Source organism: Nonomuraea zeae, from assembly GCF_005889725.1.
GTDB lineage: Bacteria > Actinomycetota > Actinomycetes > Streptosporangiales > Streptosporangiaceae > Nonomuraea > Nonomuraea zeae.
In genome coordinates, this window is sequence record NZ_VCKX01000053.1 from 1 (window position 1) to 17,702 (window position 17,702).

Sequence of the window (17,702 nt, forward strand, 5' to 3'; positions counted from 1 at the left end):
GCCCCCGCCCCGCCTTGATGGCGATGCAGTCGTCGCCCACGTCGAACACGCACCCCGAGATCACCACCGAGCGGCACGACTCCGGGTCGCAGCCGTCGTTGTTGGGCCCGCGCGAGTAGATGGACACGTTCCTGACCAGCACGTTCTCGCATCGGACCGGGTGGATCTCCCACATGGGGGAGCGGACGATCCGCACGCCCTCCACCAGCACGTTCCGGCACAGGTACGGCTGGATCATGTTCGGCCGCAGGAAGTGGCCGGCGCCGAAGACGCGCTCCTCGACCGGCACGCCCTCCACGGCCATCCGCTGCAGCTCGGCCCAGTCCTCGGCCTCGTGCGGCGTGCCCTCCCGCCAGCCGAACTCCGGCGTCCCCACCCACGGCCACCAGTGCTCCGGCCCGGCCCCGCCGTCGAGCACCCCGCTCCCCGTGATCGCGATGTTCTCCTGGCCGTAGGCGTAGATGAAGGGCGAGTAGTTGTAGCACTCGATGGCCGAGAAGCGGGTGTAGACGGCCGGGAGGTAGTCGGCGGGGTCGGTGCTGAACAGGATCGTCGCGCCCGCCTCCACGTGCAGGTCCACGTTGCTGAGCAGGTGGACGGCACCCGTGGGGTACGTCCCCGGCGGCACCCGCACGTGGCCGCCGCCCGCCTCGTGACACGCCTCGATGGCGGCTCTGAACGCCTCGGTCCACTTCTCCCCGGCCGCGTAGGAGGTCACGTCGAGCCAGCGGTCGGGGAACTCCGGCGGGCGCACCCGGTCCCGGAGCTCGTCCGCGTACCGCCAGGCCTCGGCCTCGTTCATGTCACCTTCCTCATGCGCAGCGCGTGGTAGAGGGGCAGCGCGATCACCCAGGACGGGTTCCACGTGTTCGCCTCGCCCGTACGCTGCCAGTTGGTCTGGAAGAACCCTTCGCCCTGCTCGCCGGGCACCTCGAAACCCCAGTCGCCGGGCTCGGTGCAGATGCCCTGGCCCATGGCGCGCAGGATCGCCCCGGCCCGCTCGGCGTACCAGGGGCGGCCGGTGGTCAGGCCGAACTCCGCCAGCTCGGACGTCGGGAAGAACACGTCGAGGTGGTGGTTCTGCACGCTCACCGACGGCCACCCGTACGCCTTGAAGCCGCGCCGCTCGAACGTGCTGCCCCGGCCGAACTCCGGCGACCACACGTAGACGAACGTCAGCAGCCAGTCGGCGGCCACCTCCGCCCACTGCGCGTACAGCTCCCGGCCCGTCAGCCGGTACATCTCGTGGGCGGCCAGGAAGAAGTACATCCCGGCCTCCTTGTCCTCGCCGGAGGCGTCCAGGGTGGCGTGCGCGAACGGCCGCTCGAACGTGGCCGCGTGCAACCGGTGATAGCGGCCGAGCACCTCCTCGGCCCGCAGCAGCCACACGCGCTCGCCGCTCAGCCGGTAGGCCCCCAGCATGGCCTGCACGCACGCGATCCCCGCCGCGCTGACCATCGGCGTGATCGGCGACCCCAGCGGGGTCCAGCCCAGCGGCACGACCCCCTCGGCCAGCCTCGTGTGCCAGAAGAGCGTGGCGGCGTCCTCCACCGCCTCCTCCCACTCCGGCGGCACCTCCAGGCCCGCGTCCCTGAACTGCGCGGCGAGCGCGGCCAGGTCGGCGATCGTCTCGCCGTGGGCGCGGCTGGAGACGAAGTCGGCCCCGTCCTTGCGGAACATCTCCCACCTGGCGTCGTCGACCAGGTAGCGGGCCGAGCGCAGGCCGCGTACCGGCGTCGCGCTGCCCTCGACGTAGAAGTCGGCGGCGCGGCGGGCGCGCTCGATCCGCTCCGGCCGGTTCTCCTGGACGCCGAGCAGGGCGTCGCAGCGGGCCAGCTTCATGCACTGGCCGGTCCAGCCGTACAGGTACGAGCGGGGGCGGCCGTGGCGGACGCCCTCGTAGGCGAGGTAGCCGTCGCCCGTCCAGCGCGCGTCCATGGCGCCGGTCTTGAGCCGGACGATCTCGTCCACCGGCAGCGGCGCGGCGCCGCCGTCCGGGTAGAGCTTCGTGTGGACGAGCTTGCGGAAACCCAGGCCGCGCGGCTCCACCGGGCCCCAGTCCAGCGTGTGGTGGGTGGTGAGCGTCTGCCCAGGGGCGAGGTCCCGGTAGCCGACCGGCCGGTCCGCCACCTCGGCCTTGCTGACGTAGCAGACGTCCGGCTCGCCGTCGAACATGATCACGCCGGTCATCGCGGCCACGGTGAGGCCCGGCGCCCTGACGACGCCGAGCGAGCCGTAGGCGACGGTGCCGTCCTCGGCCCGGGTCGCCTCCGGGTGGGCGAAGAGGCTGACGTAGCGGTCGTCCCAGGCGGCGTTGACGGCGGGGATGGGCAGGCGGTGCTCCTCGCACACGTACCCGATGTGGGGGACCTTCCGGCTCGGGTCCGACGAGGGGTTGTCGTTGTAGAGGACGCCGGGCATGGTCACGTGGGCGTCGTCAGCGGGGAGGGGGAGCAGGAGGCCGGCCGCCACGTCGGCGACCTCCTCGCCCGAGCCGTTGCGCCACGTGGTGGTGAGGGTGAGCAGGCCGTCCGGGGTGAAGGCCAGCTCCAGCCGCGCGTCCAGCGCCCCGGCCGTCGCCGTCACCACCAGGGTCCCGCCGCCGGCGAGCCCGTGAGCCGGTGCGCCGGCCGCCCGGCGCAGGTGGACGGTGCCGGGTTCGGCGGGTTCGATGCGCCACGGGCGGCCCGCCGAGGCGGTGAGCAGGCCGCGCAGCGGCACCCTCAGGTACGGGGTGCCGGCGCCGCGGAGGCCGAGCAGCATCTCCGGCCCGCCCGGCCCCGTCACCATCTCGACGACCTTCCCGCCCGGCTCGGCGATGGCGGCCGTGGTGGTGGCGGCCGTGGTGGTGGTGTCCGTGGTGGTGGTGTCCGGGGCCCGGTGCGGGGGCGCGGTGGCCGTCACGGGCACCGCCTCAGCCGGATGGCCTGCCCGACCGTCCCCGGCAGGGGAACCGTCACCGTCGGGCCCTCCTGCACGCCACACGGGGTGACCGTCAGCTGCCACGTGTCGATCACCTCGACCTCGTACCGGCCGGCGGGCACCTCGTACTCCCGCTGCGGGAAGCGGTGGTCCCCGCAGAACTCCAGGTAGAACTCGCCGGGCACCTCCAGCATGGGCGCGTCCCGGTCGCGGTAGCGCGCCTCGTCCGGAGTGCCGCCCAGCACCTGCCGCAGCAGGGCGAGCCGGGGGACGGCCGCGCCGACCAGCGTGCCGCCGTTCCGCGACCAGGTCAGGCCGTCGTCGTCGGCGTACATCTCGCCGTGCGTCACGTAGCGCCGCCGCATCGCGCCGTCCCACGCGCTGGAGACGACCTCCTCAGGGGGAAGGCTGTGCCAGGGGTCGTCCGCGTCGCCCTCGTACCCGCACATGTCCATGAGCACCGGCTTGTGGTGCTCGCGCGTCCGCACCCAGGCGTCGCGCGGCCGGGGCGCGGTCACGCTGCCATGGGTGAACCCGTGCCGCCACAACAGCGGGGAGTCCGGCCCGGTCGTGATCGACAGCGGGTGGTGGCCGAAGTCCTCCTCTGCCACCAGGTGCGCCAGCCGCACCCAGTCGTGCTCGGACAGGCCCGGGATCCCCGAGGGGTCGTCCGACAGCGACCACCACACGTTCGGGTGCGCGGCCAGCCGCGGGACCACCTCGGCCACGTACCGGGCCGCCGCGCCGACGTCGGCGACGCCGTCGTCGGGACGCAGCAGCACGAGCTCGGCGGTCACGCCGATCGCCGCCAGCTCCGCGACCCGCTCCTCCAGCTCGTCGAGCGTGCACCGGGTGGCGCAGGCCGCCATCCGGACCCGGTCGAAGGGCGAGGACCGCAGCGTGGCCAGCGTCTGCGCGCGCCGCTTCTCCCCTTGCAGGTGCCAGCCGAGCGCGGTCGTCGCCATCGGCCCGATCTTCATCGGTCTCCCACCTTCGTCATGCGCAGCGCCAGGTACGGACGGCGCGGCAGCCCGACCCGGACCCGTTCCCGGTGCACCCCGTCCACCGGGGTGACCGTCATGTTCCAGACGTCGATCAGCTCGACCGCGTACCCGCCGTCCGCCGGCAGCTCCAGCGTGACCTGCCCGGGCTGCCGCCGGCCCAGGTAGCGCAGGACGGTGCCGTCGCGGCGCTCCTCCACGATCTTCCGGAGGAAGGCGATCCTGGCCGGGCTCTCGCCGTACAGACCGCCGCCGTTACCGATCCACGCCCGCTCCTCGTGGCCGGCCAGCGATTCGCCGTGGCCCACGTAGCCGCCGCGCGTCATGCCCTCCCAGAAGCGGTCCACCAGCTCCTCGCCGGTGACGTTGCCCCAGCGCTTGCCGATGTTCCCCTCGTAGCAGATCTCGTCGAGCACCACGGGCTTGGGGCAGGCGCGCAGCCACTCGCCGGTCGGCGCGACGTCCCAGTGCTGGATGCTCTGGTGCGTCACCCAGGGCTTGGTGTTGTCGTACAGGGTCGCGACCTCGTACATGCGGGTCCCGTTGTGGATCGAGCGCAGATGCTCGTACGGGTCCAGCCGCTGGATCGTGCGCAGGATGTCGTCCCAGTCCTCGACGCTCTTGGACTTGTTGAAGTCGTACTCGTTGGCGGCCGACCACCAGACGTTGCGGTAGGCGGCCAGGCGGGCGATGACGTGGCGCAGGTAGGCGTGGTCCGTCTCGCGCCCCATGTCTTCGATGCCGCGCACGCCCCCGTCGTACGGGTGGAAGAGGATCACGTCGGCCTCGATCCCCAGCTCCATCAGGTCGCGCACGCGGGCTTCGAGGTGGCGGAAGAAGACCGGGTTGAACCGGGTCTTGTCCAGCCCGCCGGGATCCTCGCCGGCGAACGGCACCTCGGGCGGCAGCATCGGCCCGGTCGGCAGCACGCACATGCGCAGCTTGTTGAAGGGGGAGGCGGCGAGGGTCCGCAGCGTCCGGCGCTCGCGCTCCTCGTCCATGTCGTGCGTCCAGTGGTACGCGGTCGTCCCGAACGGCAGGTACGGCGTGCCGTCCGCGTACGCGAAGTCGGTTCCCACGGCCCGCACGGGGCCGTGGTTGGCGGGGGAGGCGGCCGTCACGGAGAAGGCTCCGGACAGGCCGTCCAGCTCGGTCACGTTGCTGACGGTGGTGTAGCTCCACGGACCCACCGCGTCCGGCATGAACCGGACGCGGTAGACGCCTTCGCCGTCGTAGAAGCCCTCGGCCTCGACGATGCGATTGCGGAACTGGTACCGGGCCGACAGGCGAACCTCAGCGAAGGGGTTGCCGCCGGCCGGCCCGGCCAGCTCGATCTCGTGGACGCCCCAGCGTTCCACGATGGGGGACAGTGTTACCAATCCTTTCCGGATGCGGCCTGAGCCGTGATGTAGTTGGGGATGTCCTGCTGCTGGGTGAGGGCCAGCGCCTGGTCGGGCGTCCCGCCGTCACGCAGGATGTGCTGGCGGTAGACCGACCACAGCGGCAGGTCCCAGTACTCGGTGTTCTGGTAGTTCGAGATCGCGGCGTTCTCGCCCCAGTAGACGGCCGAGGTGTCGATCTTGGCCAGCTCGGGGATGGCCTTGCCGAAGCTCTGCACGACCTTGTCGGTCTGCAGGACCGCCTTGACGCCGTGGCTGGAGAGCTCGGTCTGGCCCTCCTCGGAGACCAGCCACTTCACGATCTGCAACGCCTGGTCCTTCTTGGGCGAGGACGGCGGGATGAACGCGGCCCGCGTGTTCGGCTGGTAGATCGTCTTGGAGTCTTGCTTGAGCATCGGGATCGAGCTGACGCCGATGTCGACGCTCTTGGCCTGATCAGCGAAGGCCGCCTCGTCCCCGTCCTCGATGAACAGCTCGTTGCCGGCGTACATGCTCAGCCGCGACAGCGTGTCGACCGCCATGGCCAGGTGGCCCGGCTGGCTCATGTCGCCCTTGAAGAAGTCGGTGACGGTGGTGAAGTCGTTGCGCGGGATCTCCAGGAAGCGGTACAGGTTGTCCACGTACTTCTTCCAGGCGTCACTGCTGACGTCGACCTTGACGTCCTCGGGCGCGGGCTCCTCGCTCGTCGTCGGCTGGAACGGGTAGAGGCCGGCCTGGTTGAAGTCCAGGTACTGGTCAGGGTGCTGCATGTAGCCCTTGTAGTGATCCAGGCCGTCGTCCCTGGTCAGCTGCTTGGCCTTCTTGTACGCCTCGTCGTACGTCATGCCGGGCTTGGGGTACTTGACGCGGAACTTGTCGAAGATCTTCTTGTTGTAGAGCAGCACGTGCTCGTCGATGAACAGCGGCACGGCGTAGATTCCGCCGTCGGAGCGCGACTTGGTCAGCTCCACCGAGGCCTTGTTCAGGGTGCTCAGGTCGATGCCGGCCTTCTCCAGGTCGGGCGTGAGGTCGCCGACCCAGCCCAGCGGCTCGAGGTCGCGGTCGATGCGGTTCTTCGGGTCCTCGATGATGATGTCCGGGGTGACCCCGGCCGCCTTGAGGTCCTCGTACCGCACGGGGTAGTCCCACGTCGCGTACTTGATCTTGACGTCAGGGAACGCCGCGCGCAGCTTGTTGCCGATGATCTCGTCGAAGACCCTGGTCGCGGCTCCCTGCTCATCCGCGACGGTCGCCTCGAACGGCTTGTAGTTGGCGGCGAAGATGAACACTTCGTCGTCGCAGACGCTGAACGGCAGCTTGTACTTGTTCGGCACGTCCTTGCAGGCGGCGGCCGAGGCGTTGCCGGGGACGGCGGTGACGCTCAGCGCGAGCGCCAGCAGAGCGAGACCACGAACCTGGTTCCTCATGAGTTCTCCTTCGCAGGCGCGTAACTGCACTGGCGCACGACATTCCGCCGGACGCCGTTCTTGAATTCGGTGATGGTGTGCTCGGGCCAATTGGAGAGCAGGCCGACCGAGTCGCGAAGATATTGCTCGTTGAAGACGACGTGCCGGATGTTGTTGCGGTTGTAGGAATAGACCATGTGAATGAAGCCGTCGGCGCTCTGCGTCAGCACGGGGTAGGTGAACTGCGGCCCCGACTGCGCCTCGACGTCCACCGTGTTCTCCCACGTGCGCCCCTTGTCGGGCGAGAGCGAGAGCCGCATGGGGGAGCGGTGCTCGACCCAGGGGTTGTAGGCCAGCACGAGCTTGCCGTCGTCCAGCTTGAGCACGGCGACGCGCGAGTTCGGGTTGCCGATGGGCTCGGCCACCGGCGCGCTCCACGTGCGGGCGAAGTCGGTGGACTCGCTCTTGTAGATCGCGCCGTCACCGGTGCGCAGGTACGCGACCAGCCGCCCCGGCTCCACCTCGGCGACGGTCGGCTGGATCGAGCCCTCCGGCGTGCGGATCCAGGCCCCGGTGTCCTCCGGGTACGCCTTCCACGAGGTCATGTCCTGGCTGAAGACGTAGAAGCCGGAGGTGGACTTCGACTCGTCGTAGATGGGCAGCAGCACCTCGCCGTTCGACATGCGGATCGGGTTGGTGCCGACCATCCACCCCCACTCCTTGCGGATGGAGGCCGGCTCGCTCCAGGTGTGGCCGCCGTCGTCGGAGGTGATCAGCCGGATCGGCGCCTGCTCCCAGCCGTGCCCCTCGATCGTCACGAAGAACAGGTAGAGCCGCTTGCCGTCCGACCACAGCACCGGGTTGCCGTCGGCCTTGCCCGGCTCGTCGAACACCACCTCGGGCTTGGACCAGGTCTTCGTGCCGGCCGCCAGCCGCGACAGGTAGAGCGCCTGGTCGGGGGCGCCCTCGGAGGCGCCGCCGTAGTAGACGGTCAGCAGGTCGCCCTGCGGGGCCTGCGCGATCGCGGCGGCGTGCACCTTGGGGACGCTCGTGTCGGGGGCGGCCACGTCCTGGCGGCAGGCGTACGCGCCGGTGGGCGCCACCTTCACCGCGCCGTCGTCGCGCTCGCCCGAGAGGTACGAGGGCACGGCCACCGTCACCGCCAGAGCACCGTATAAAAGGCTCTGCCGAACTTTCATCATGCGCCAATCTCTAGATATTTGATGGTCTTCCGCAGATAGGAGAAGGCGACCTCCAACCGCCCGTCCCCGCCGTCAATGACGCTCGGATAGGAATAGCCGAGCTCGTTCTGCCAATACTCGGAGTCGGAATCCTGCAGAATTCGCCGGAGCGGCCAGTTCGCGCCGCCGTCCTCGGAGACGGCGACGACCAGCGGGGTGCGCAGGGCCTTCTTGCGCCGCCGTCCCTGCTTGGTCACCCATCTGAACTGGTCGCGCTCCAGGCTCGCGTCGTTGTAGACGAGCGCGAGCCGTCCGTCGCCGAGCCTCGTGAGCTGGACGGAGGAGTCGTTGTTCGGCAGCTCGGTCCGCTCCGGAGCGGACCAGGTGCGGCCGTCGGCCGAGGTGCTGGCGTGGATCCGCCCCGCCCGCCGGTCGCGGAACATCGCCAGCAGCCGGCCGTCCGGTCGCCGCGCGATCGTCATCTGCACCAGGTCGCCGCTGCCGGGGATCTGGTGCTCGTCCCAGGTGCGCCCGCCGTCCGCGCTGACCTCGACGACGCTGCGGTCGCCGGCGGCCGTGTGGTCGCGGTCGTTGGGGGCGGTGCTGTGGTAGGCGGGCAGCACCCACGTCCCGTCATCCTGGACGATCGGCGGATGCCGGACGAAGATGCCCGGCTCGGAGAACAGCACGCGCGGCTCGCCCCACGTGCGGCCCGCGTCGGCCGAGGTGCGGGCCACGACGTGCGCCGTCGTCTGGTCGTACGGCTCGCTGGAGGTGTGCAGCAGCCACACCAGCCCGTCGCCGTCCTCGAACAGCACCGGGTTCTGCTCGCTGCGCCCCGGGTCGGCGGCGACGAGCACCGGCTGCTCCCAGCGGTCGCCGGACAGCCGGGAGACCACCACGTTCGTGCCCGGGTTGCCCTCCTCGGGCCCGCTGAACCAGGTGCACAGCAGGTCGCCGCCGCGCGTGCGCAGCAGGTTGGCCGCGTGGTTGTCGGGCCCGTGCGGCGCCGGCAGCAGCGCCTCGCGGGCGCCGGGCAGCACGGCGGACGGCCGGACGATGCCGTCGAATCGCGGGTCGGTCATGCGGTCACCTCTCGTACGTCCGGGTCAGGGACGCCGCGCAGCTCGAGCTCCTCGGCGAAGTGGCAGGCCACCCGCCGCCCCTGGACCTCGCGCAGCGGCGGCCGGTCGGTGCGGCAGACGTCCTTGGCGTACACGCAGCGCGGGTTGAACGGGCACCCCGGCGGCACGTGCGCCGGGTCGGCGATGTCGCCGAGCAGCTTGATCCGCTCCCGGTGCTTCCTGGCCGCCGGGTCGGGATCGGGCACCGCCGACAGCAGCGCCTCGGTGTAGGGGTGCATGGGCCGCTGGTAGAGCCGCTCGGTCGGGCCCTGCTCGACCACCCGCCCCAGATACATCACCGCGACGTCGTCCGCGACGTGCTCGATGATGCCCAGGTCGTGGCTGACGAACAGGAAGCCGAGGCTCTCCTGCTCCTGCAGATCCGTCAGCAGGTTCAGGATCTGGGCGCGGACCGACACGTCCAGGGCGCTCACCGCCTCGTCGGCGACGACCAGCCGGGGCGACAGCGCCAGCGCCCGCGCGATGCCGACCCGCTGCCGCTGGCCGCCGCTGAAGGCGTGGGGGTAGCGGTTGGCGTACTCGGGGCGCAGGCCCACGCGTTCCAGCAGCTCGCCGACGCGCGCGTCGATCTCGTCCCTGGTGCCGTACTTGTGCACCCGCATCGGCTCGCCGATGATCTCGCGCAGCGTCTTGCGCGGGTTGAGCGACGAGTGCGGGTCCTGGAAGATCATCCGTACCTGCGCCCGGTACGACTTGAGCTCCTTCTCCTTCAGCCCCGCCACGTCGACCACCGAGCCGTCCGGCCGCCGGTAGAGCATGCGCCCGGCGGTCGGGTCGTGCGCCCGCACGATGCACCGGCCCAGCGTCGTCTTGCCGCAGCCGGACTCCCCGACCAGGCCGAGCGTGCTGCCGGCCGCGATGTCCAGGTCGACCTCGTCGACCGCCTTCACCGCGCCGAGCTGCCGGCCCAGCAGGCCGCTGCGGACGGGGAAGTGCTTGGTCAGCCCCTCGATCCTGAGCAGGGGTTCCGTGCTCACTCGTCCTCCCCGTGATGATCAGGCTCGTAGAGCAGACAGGAGACATCGCGCCCGCCGACCGGGACGAGGCGCGGCTCCACCGAGTCGCACCGCCCGGCCATGACGCGGTCGCAGCGCGGGTGGAAGGTGCAGCCGTCCGGCCGCGCGTACGGAGGCGGGACCATGCCCTTGATCGCCGTCAGCCGGGTCCGCGAGGCCCGCCCCAGCCGCGGCATCGAGCGCAGCAGCGCCTGCGCGTAGGGATGGCTGGGCGCGGCCAGCACCTGCTCGGCGGCGCCGTACTCGACGACCTTGCCCAGGTACATCACCGCCATGCTGTCGGCCACCTGCGCCGCCACGCCGAGGTCGTGCGTGATCAGCATGATCGCCATGCCGAACTCGTCCTGCAGGTCCCGCAGCAGCTCCAGGATCTGCGCCTGCGTGGTCACGTCCAGGGCGGTCGTCGGCTCGTCGGCGATCAGCAGGCTCGGGTGGCACGACAGCGCCATCGCGATCATCGCGCGCTGCCGCATCCCGCCGCTCAGCTCGAACGGGTAGGCGTCCACCCGCCGCTGCGGCATGGGGATCCCGACCCGGTCGAGCATCTCGATCGCGCGTCTGCGGGCCGCGGCCTTGCCGACGTTCTCGTGCAGCCGGACCGCCTCGACGATCTGGCTGCCGATGGTGTGCACGAGGCTCAGCGAGGCCATCGGCTCCTGGAACACCATCGCGATGTCCTGCCACCTGATCTGCCGCAGCAGCTTGTGGGAGGCGCCGACCAGCTCGACCGGGCCGCTCGCGCGGTTGAGGGTGATCCGGCCGCCCTCGATCCGGCCCGGCGGGTCCACCAGGCGCAGGATCGAGCGGGCCATGACGCTCTTGCCGCACCCCGACTCGCCGACGATGGCCAGCGTCTCGCCCTTGCGCACCCGCAGGTCCACGCCGTCCACCGCGGCCACGACGCCGTCGTCCATGAGGAAGTGCGTACGCAGGTCCTCGATCTCAAGCAGCACGTCGTCTGCGGGCACGCCTGTTCACCTTCCTGTTCCCATACGGATCCGCGGCGTCCCTCAGGCCGTCACCGAAGAAGTTCATGGCGACCACGACGACCACCACCGCGATGCCGGGCGCGAGCATCCACGGCGCGTTCGCCACGACGCGCACGTTCTGCGCGCCCTCCAGCAGCACGCCCCAGCTCACCGCCGGCGCCTGCAGCCCCAGGCCGAGGAAGCTCAGGCTGGTCTCGCCGAGGATCATGGCCGGGATGGCCAGCGACAGCGAGGCGATGATGTGGCTGGCGAAGGACGGGATCATGTGCCGGAAGATGATCGGCAGCCGGCCCACGCCGTCCAGCCGCGCGGCCGTGACGAAGTCCTCCTCGCGCAGCGACAGGAACCGCCCGCGCACGTCCCGTGCCAGCCCGGTCCACCCGATCAGCGACAGGAGCACCGTGATGGCGAAATATCGGGTCAGCGGCCCCCAATCGGTGGGGAGCGCGGCCGACAGCGCCATCCACAGGGGCAGTGTCGGGATCGCCATCAGGAACTCGATGATCCGCTGCACGATGTTGTCGACAGCGCCCCCGAAATACCCGGAGATGCCGCCTATGAGCATGCCGAGTAAGAAGCTGGCCGCGACCCCGACGAGCCCGATCGACAACGACACCCGGGCGCCGTGGATGAGCCTGGACAGCAGGTCCCGGCCGTTCGCGTCGGAGCCCAGCAGGAAGAACGGCTCACCCTTGGTCACGGGACCGATCAGATGGATGTCGGACGGGATGAGGCCGAGCAGCTTGTACTCGTCCCCGTGCACGAACAGCCCCACCTTGGTCACCTTGGCCGGGTCCTCGGTGTAGGTCTGCTCGTACGTCGTCGCGTCGCGCCGGGTCGTGTAGCCGTACACGTGCGGGCCGTGCTCGCCCGAGAACCGCATCACCTGCGGCGGCGCGTACGTCATCGCCGTGTTCGCGGTCGAGCTGGACATCGGCGCGAAGAACTCCGCGAAGATCGCCACGAAGTAGACCGGGATCAGGATCGCCGCGCCGGCCATCGCGAGCCGGTGCCGGCGGAACTGCCGCCACATCAGCCGCCACTGCGGCAGCGTCCCTACTTCCTTCGTCGGTCGCCTGAGGAACATGCGGCGCTACTCTCTCTTGTACCGTTTGCGAATACGCGGGTCCCACCACGCCAGCGCCAGGTCGCTCACCACGGTGCCGATCACCGTCAGCGTGCTGAGGATCATGATGAAGCTGCCGACCAGGTACATGTCCTGGTTCATGACGCCGCTGAGCAGCAGCGGGCCGCCGGTGGGCAGGCTCATGACGACCGAGACGATGGTCTCCCCGCCGATCAGCCCCGGCAGCAGCCAGCCGACCGTGCTGAAGAAGGGGCTGAGCGACATCCGCACCGGATACTTCAGCAGCAGCTTCCACTCGGGCAGCCCCTTGGCCCTGGCCGTGTGCACGTAGGGCCGGTAGAGCTCGTCCAGCAGGTTCGCCCTGGTCACCCGGATCATGCCGGCCGTGCCGGACACCCCGATGACCACGATCGGCACCCACAGGTGTCCGGCCAGGTCGAGGACCTTGCCGAGGTTCCAGGCCGCGTCCTGGAACTCCGGTGAGAACAGCCCGCCCACGCTCTGCCCGAAATAGCGGAACCCGATGTACATGAGGACCAGCGCCAGCATGAACTCCGGGACCGCCATCCCGATGAAGCCGAGGAAGGAGAAGCCGTAGTCGCCCCAGGAGTACTGCTTGACCGCGCTGTAGATCCCGATGGGGAACGCGATCGCCCAGACCATGAGCAGGGAGCTGAGCGACAGGATCGCCGACAGCGCGACCCGCTCACCGATGAGCGTGGAGACCGGCTGGTGCCAGGCAAACGATTGACCGAAGTCGCCGTGGAGGAGGATGGCGGAGATCCAGCGCCAGTACTGGACGAAGATCGGATCGTCGAGGCCGTACCGCTGCCTGAGGTTGGCGATCTCCGCCGGAGTGATGCCCTCGCCGCCCGACTGCGCGTTGGCGACCAGCGTCGAGACGTAGTCGCCCGGTGGCAGGTTGATGATGACGAAGGCGGCGATCGAGATCACCCACAGCGTCACCACCACGTAGAGCAGGCGGCGGCCGAAATAAGCCAGCACGTCGGCGCCTCAGAGGGAGTACTGCTCGGGCTGGGTCGGCCCCGGGGTCACTTGTGCGGAGGCCATGGAGTCCGGCACGTTCTTGAAGGCAGTGGAGACGATGCCGTACTCGTTCGGCTGCGAGCTGACCCCGATCGAGTAGAACTGCTCCTTGGAGATCCGCACGACCTCCCTGGCCTGCTCCAGCGCCTTGGTGAAGTCCGGCTCGGTGCGCATCGCGGTGAACGCCTCCAGCTGCTTGCGCACCTCCTCCGGCGGCTCGTCGCCGCTCTTGCCCTTGCTGCCGTACCACTGGGCCCAGCGGATGGCGTAGCGGGCGCTGCCGGAGTTGCTCGGCACGTAGTAGTGGTCGCCGCCGGTGCCGGTGATCACGTCGAAGTCACTGCACGTGAACGTGGACGCCTGGGGGTTGTTGCCCATCGAGCGCTCGTCGAACAGGGTGGGCGCGACCGGGTCGACCCGCAGCTCGACCCCGACCGCCTCCCAATGCTTCTTGACGAACTCCAGCGCCTGGACGTGGTGCGGGAACTCCGTGCTGGACATGATGGTGACGGTCAGCGGCTTGCCGCCGGGGCCGAGCCGCTTGCCGCTCGCGTCCTTCTTCGTGAGTCCCGCCTTGTCCAGGTGCTCGTTGGCCTTGGCCACGTCGTACTCGGTGTACTGCTTGGCGAAGTCCGCGTCGTAGAGGGCGTTGGTCTTGGACGGCGCGGCCTGCCAGGGCTCGCCCTGTCCCGCGTACACGCCGTCGATGATCTCCTTGCGGTTGATCGCGTGCGACAGCCCGATCCGGAAGTCCTTCTTCCTGAACAGCTCTCGCAGGTCGTCGTCGGCGATCGTCTGGTTGAACTGGATGATCAGCGTGTTGCTGAGCCGGCTCTGGACGTCGAACAGCCGGTACTTGCCCTTCGTGGCGTTCTGCGCGACCAGCGGCTTGTTCTCCGGCGTGTTGAAGTTGCGCAGCTGCATGCTCAGCTCGCCGTTCATGATCTTCAGCAGCTCCACCTCGACGTCGCCGAGCAGCTCCGACCGGAACCGGTCGATGTAGGGGAGCTGGCGCCCCTTGTCGTCGACCTTCCAGTAGTACGGGTTCCGCTCGGCCACCACCGCCGTGCCGCCGCCGATCGCAGTGGTGATCTTCCACGGGTGCAGCGTGGGCATGTCGGCGTTGTGCGGGACGTCGTTCTTGAGCATGAACAGCTGGGTCCAGTCCTCCAGCTGCTGGTCCTTGGCGAGCTTGTCGGCGTCCGGGTTGTACTTCTTGTGGAACTCCTTGAGGTAGTGCTTGGGCAGCAGGAACCCGCTCGCCCCCGGCCGTTCGAACGTGGAGAGCGCGATCTGGAACAGCAGGCCGGCCTTCGGCTGCTTGTAGACGTAGCGCACGGTCCGCTCGTCCACCTTCTCGACCTTGACCCGCTCGGTGGTGCTGCCGTTCTCCAGGAAGAGGTCGTAGATGCCGGTCGTGTGCAGGTCGTGGTAGGTGGCCACGTCCTCGAACGCGAAGATCATGTCGTCGGCGGTGCACGGCTGCCCGTCCGACCACTTGAGGCCCTCGCGCAGCTTGAAGACGTATTCCCGGCCGCCGTCCTTGACCTCGAACTCGGCGACGTTGGGGATGATGTCGTCGGGGCCCTTCTGGCCGTTGGTCCCGGGCTTGAGACGGACCAGGGGCTCGTACATGAGCGTGAAGACCAGCCAGTCCCAGTCGTCCTCGCCCACCATCGCCGAGGCCCACGTGCCGCCGTACCTGCCTGGCTCCTTCAGCGGGGTGACGACCAGCGGGTTCTTCGGCAGGCGCTGCTCCAGCGGGGGCAGCTTGCCGGCCTTGACCAGCTCGGCCAGCGCCGGCGCCTCCTTTGTGGACAGGTCGGCGGCCTGCGCGGCGCCGGCCGAACCCGTGTCGGGGCTGGTGTCGAAGAAGCTGCACCCGCCGGCCGTGGCCAGGGCCAGCAGACCTCCGGCGCGGAGCAGGTTCCTCCTCGTCAACGCTTGTTCTGTCATGGTGCTCCGTTCCGGGTCTAACGATTGACCTTGACCAGGCTGAAGGTCGCCGTGGTGTAGGTGTGGACGCCGTTCGGCTCCTGGTTGCCGTCCACGGCCAGGCCGATGTAGAACCGGCCGGTCCGCATGACGATGCGCTCGTAGCCGATGCGGTCCCAGTTCAGCGAGTTGCTGGAGAGGAAGGCCTCGAACTCGGTGTCCCCGCCGCTCGGCAGGCTCCGGCAGACCAGCCGCAGCCAGTACGGCTTCTCGCCCAGCGGATCCTGGCCGGCCGCCGGCCACACGCCGACGCTCGGCGTCCTGCCGTTGGAGGCGACCCTGATCGCCTTGGCGCGCCTGCCGGAGCCGTCCTCGTTGCTGGCCGAGTATCCGATGCCGGCCATCATGAACGGCGAGTTGGGCTCCAGGTCCTGCCGCACCATGATTCCGGCCACGGCGTCGACGTGGTTCTTGCTCACGCTGTCCAGCCGCGCAGTGATCTCGATGACCTCGCCGCGCTTGCTGAACCCGACGGACTTGTAGGCGAAGTGGAAGGAGTCGTTCCAGCCGGCGATCTTGCCGGATCCCTTGATCGTGAACACGCCGTCCTTGAGCGCCGTGTTGCCCGGGATCGGCACCTCGCCGATGTCCTGAACCTGCCAGCCCGAGTGGGTCCTGACGCGGTTGACGTGGATCGGCACCATCGAGGAGGTGGTGGCCGAGCCCGTGCTGTCGGTGGCCCTGGCCGTCACGTAGTAGGTGCCGTCGGTCACGCCCTTCCAGGTCGCCTGGTACGGCGCCGCCGTGGACTCGCCGATCTTCTCGTCACCGTGGAAGAACTCGACCTTCGCGATGCTCGCGCCGTCGAGTGCCTTGGCGTCGGCGGTGATCGCGACGGGCTGCTTGTCCTTGGCGGCCGCGAACACCTGGTCGATCGTGGGCGAGGTGATCGCCACCTCGGGGTTGCGGGCCCCGGCCCGCTGGACGGAGTTGAGGTAGCGCTCCAGGTTGGTGTACCCGTCGCCGCCCACCGTCTTGGCGTCGTCGGCGCTCTCCGGGTTCAGTCCCTGCGCGGTCTCCCACTCGTCCGGCATGCCGTCGTGGTCGCTGTCGGCGGGAGCGGTCACCTCGGTGGGTAAGGGCAGGAAGCCGCCCACGTCCTTCTGGGAGTTGATGTGCCGTCCCGTGCCGGTGCGCACCTCGTGGACCAGCCGGGCGTCGATCGCGTCCCGCCGCGGCAGGATGGCGCCGGCCTGCTCCAGGACGGTCGCGTACGCCTGCTGCGGGGTCTGCTCGGTGATGCCGTTCTCGAACTCCACCGGCTTGGGCAGCAGCGTGATGCCGCCGATCGGGAAGGTGATGCCGAGCGTGTTGTCGGCCGTGACGTCCGGGTGGCCCTCGACCTCGTTGCCGCTCACGTGCCACTGGCCGAACCTGCCGGGGGCGAGGATCTCCTTGGCGATGGGCGGCAGCGTGTTGGGGCCCGGCTTGTAGTAGTTGCCGACCATGTTGACGCCGTTCGACCACTCGCCGCCGTAGCAGGACGTGATGCCGTGGTTGTAGATCACGTTGTTGCGGTGGTCCACCACCATGTCCATGCCCTCGGTGAAGCTGAAGCGCGGGTTGCGGGCGTTCTGGTGGACGAGCAGGTTGTGGTGGTAGGTGATGGTGTCACCGCCCCACAGGCCGCCCATGCCGTGCCGGCCCTTGTCGTGCACCGAGTTCGTCAGGCCCTCGGAGATGAGGCACCACTGGACGGTCACGTTGGTGTTGCCGTAGACGGAGAAGCACTCGTCCACGCCCCAGCTGAACGAGCAGTGGTCGATGATGATGTCCCGCACGCCCCGGGCACTGAACGTGTCGATGCCGGTGCCGAGCTCGTCGCCGCCGCGGAAGCGCAGGTGGCGCAGGATGATGTTGTCGCCCTTGATCTGGGTCTCGTTGCCGATGACGGTGACGCCGTGCCCGGGGGCGGTCTGGCCGGCGATCGTCAGGTTGGACCCGGTGATGTCGAGCCCGCCCTTGATCCGGATGTTGCCGGCGACGCGGAAGACGACCGTGCCGTCGGACTTGGCGACCGCCTCCCGCAGCGACCCCGGGCCGGAGTCGTCGAGCGTGGTCACCTCGTAGACGGCGCCGCCCCGGCCGCCGGTGGTGTACATCCCCGCGCCCTCGGCGCCCGGGAAGGCGGGGATCTTCTTCGCCGCGGCCTGCGCCTGGGGGGCAGGAGTGGCCGTCTGGGCGGGCGCCGGAGTGGGGGTCACCGCGGCGGCGGCCTTGCCGGGCATCCCGGCCAGCGCCACCGCGGGCGTGGTCAAAGCCGCAGAACGCACGAAAGTGCGGCGACTGAATGGTGATTGCTGGGGATCGAAGCCAAGGGCCTCGGCCATCGAAACGCTCTCTTTCCGCCCTGGGAAAGGCAGGGCTGTGCCAACTTTCGGCACACTCCGGACCACGCTGTCGCTTAGGGGTGAGAATTTTTATTCAGCCATGAATGGAGTGGATTCATCACATCGTGAACGACACGCATGTGGCTGTCAAGAGTGGTTTCCGGGCAGATGACGCGCGGGTAAACTCTCGGCCGCCGTTCAGGA

The 17,702-nt window shown here is 69.5% G+C and carries 13 protein-coding genes; all 13 read right to left on the minus strand.

Annotated elements, in window-relative coordinates:
- Positions 1 to 802, minus strand: an 802-nt coding sequence (locus tag ETD85_RS18915) for a glycoside hydrolase family 28 protein (protein WP_138691054.1), incomplete at its 3' end; no start/stop codon positions are given.
- Entirely contained in the window at positions 799 to 2,904 is a 2,106-nt protein-coding gene (locus tag ETD85_RS18920) for a hypothetical protein (protein ID WP_206058398.1), read from the minus strand. The genes ETD85_RS18920 and ETD85_RS18915, both read right to left, overlap by 4 nt.
- Positions 2,901 to 3,902: a DUF5605 domain-containing protein gene (locus ETD85_RS18925; protein ID WP_138691055.1), complete on the minus strand. Its 1,002-nt coding sequence runs from the start codon at positions 3,900 to 3,902 to the stop codon at positions 2,901 to 2,903. Before ETD85_RS18925 ends, ETD85_RS18920 begins: the two co-directional genes overlap by 4 nt.
- On the minus strand, positions 3,899 to 5,281 hold the full coding sequence (locus ETD85_RS18930; protein ID WP_206058399.1) for a DUF5060 domain-containing protein: 1,383 nt from the start codon (positions 5,279 to 5,281) through the stop codon (positions 3,899 to 3,901). Before ETD85_RS18930 ends, ETD85_RS18925 begins: the two co-directional genes overlap by 4 nt.
- Before the next feature lie 14 nt (positions 5,282 to 5,295).
- Positions 5,296 to 6,729 (minus strand): ABC transporter substrate-binding protein, encoded by a 1,434-nt coding sequence (locus tag ETD85_RS18935; protein WP_138691057.1) that lies wholly within the window; start codon positions 6,727 to 6,729, stop codon positions 5,296 to 5,298.
- The gene (locus ETD85_RS18940; RefSeq protein ID WP_138691058.1) at positions 6,726 to 7,910 is read right to left on the minus strand and encodes a sialidase family protein; all 1,185 of its coding nucleotides are present in this window, start codon (positions 7,908 to 7,910) and stop codon (positions 6,726 to 6,728) included. The genes ETD85_RS18935 and ETD85_RS18940 overlap by 4 nt, the downstream gene beginning before the upstream one ends.
- On the minus strand, positions 7,907 to 8,974 hold the full coding sequence (locus ETD85_RS18945; RefSeq protein ID WP_138691059.1) for a sialidase family protein: 1,068 nt from the start codon (positions 8,972 to 8,974) through the stop codon (positions 7,907 to 7,909). Before ETD85_RS18945 ends, ETD85_RS18940 begins: the two co-directional genes overlap by 4 nt.
- The gene (locus ETD85_RS18950) at positions 8,971 to 10,011 is read right to left on the minus strand and encodes an ABC transporter ATP-binding protein (protein ID WP_138691060.1); all 1,041 of its coding nucleotides are present in this window, start codon (positions 10,009 to 10,011) and stop codon (positions 8,971 to 8,973) included. The genes ETD85_RS18945 and ETD85_RS18950 overlap by 4 nt, the downstream gene beginning before the upstream one ends.
- Entirely contained in the window at positions 10,008 to 11,018 is a 1,011-nt protein-coding gene (locus ETD85_RS18955; RefSeq protein ID WP_240779234.1) for an ABC transporter ATP-binding protein, read from the minus strand. Before ETD85_RS18955 ends, ETD85_RS18950 begins: the two co-directional genes overlap by 4 nt.
- On the minus strand, positions 10,993 to 12,126 hold the full coding sequence (locus ETD85_RS18960; protein ID WP_138691061.1) for an ABC transporter permease: 1,134 nt from the start codon (positions 12,124 to 12,126) through the stop codon (positions 10,993 to 10,995). Before ETD85_RS18960 ends, ETD85_RS18955 begins: the two co-directional genes overlap by 26 nt.
- Positions 12,127 to 12,132: 6 nt before the next feature.
- Positions 12,133 to 13,131 carry an ABC transporter permease gene (locus ETD85_RS18965; protein WP_138691062.1) on the minus strand — a complete coding sequence of 333 codons (999 nt, stop codon included), beginning with the start codon at positions 13,129 to 13,131 and terminating at the stop codon, positions 12,133 to 12,135.
- A gap of 9 nt (positions 13,132 to 13,140) precedes the next feature.
- Positions 13,141 to 15,129 carry an ABC transporter substrate-binding protein gene (locus ETD85_RS18970; protein WP_138691063.1) on the minus strand — a complete coding sequence of 663 codons (1,989 nt, stop codon included), beginning with the start codon at positions 15,127 to 15,129 and terminating at the stop codon, positions 13,141 to 13,143.
- 17 nt (positions 15,130 to 15,146) lie between these two features.
- Positions 15,147 to 17,426: an Ig-like domain-containing protein gene (locus ETD85_RS18975; protein WP_138691064.1), complete on the minus strand. Its 2,280-nt coding sequence runs from the start codon at positions 17,424 to 17,426 to the stop codon at positions 15,147 to 15,149.
- Positions 17,427 to 17,702 lie beyond the last annotated feature (276 nt).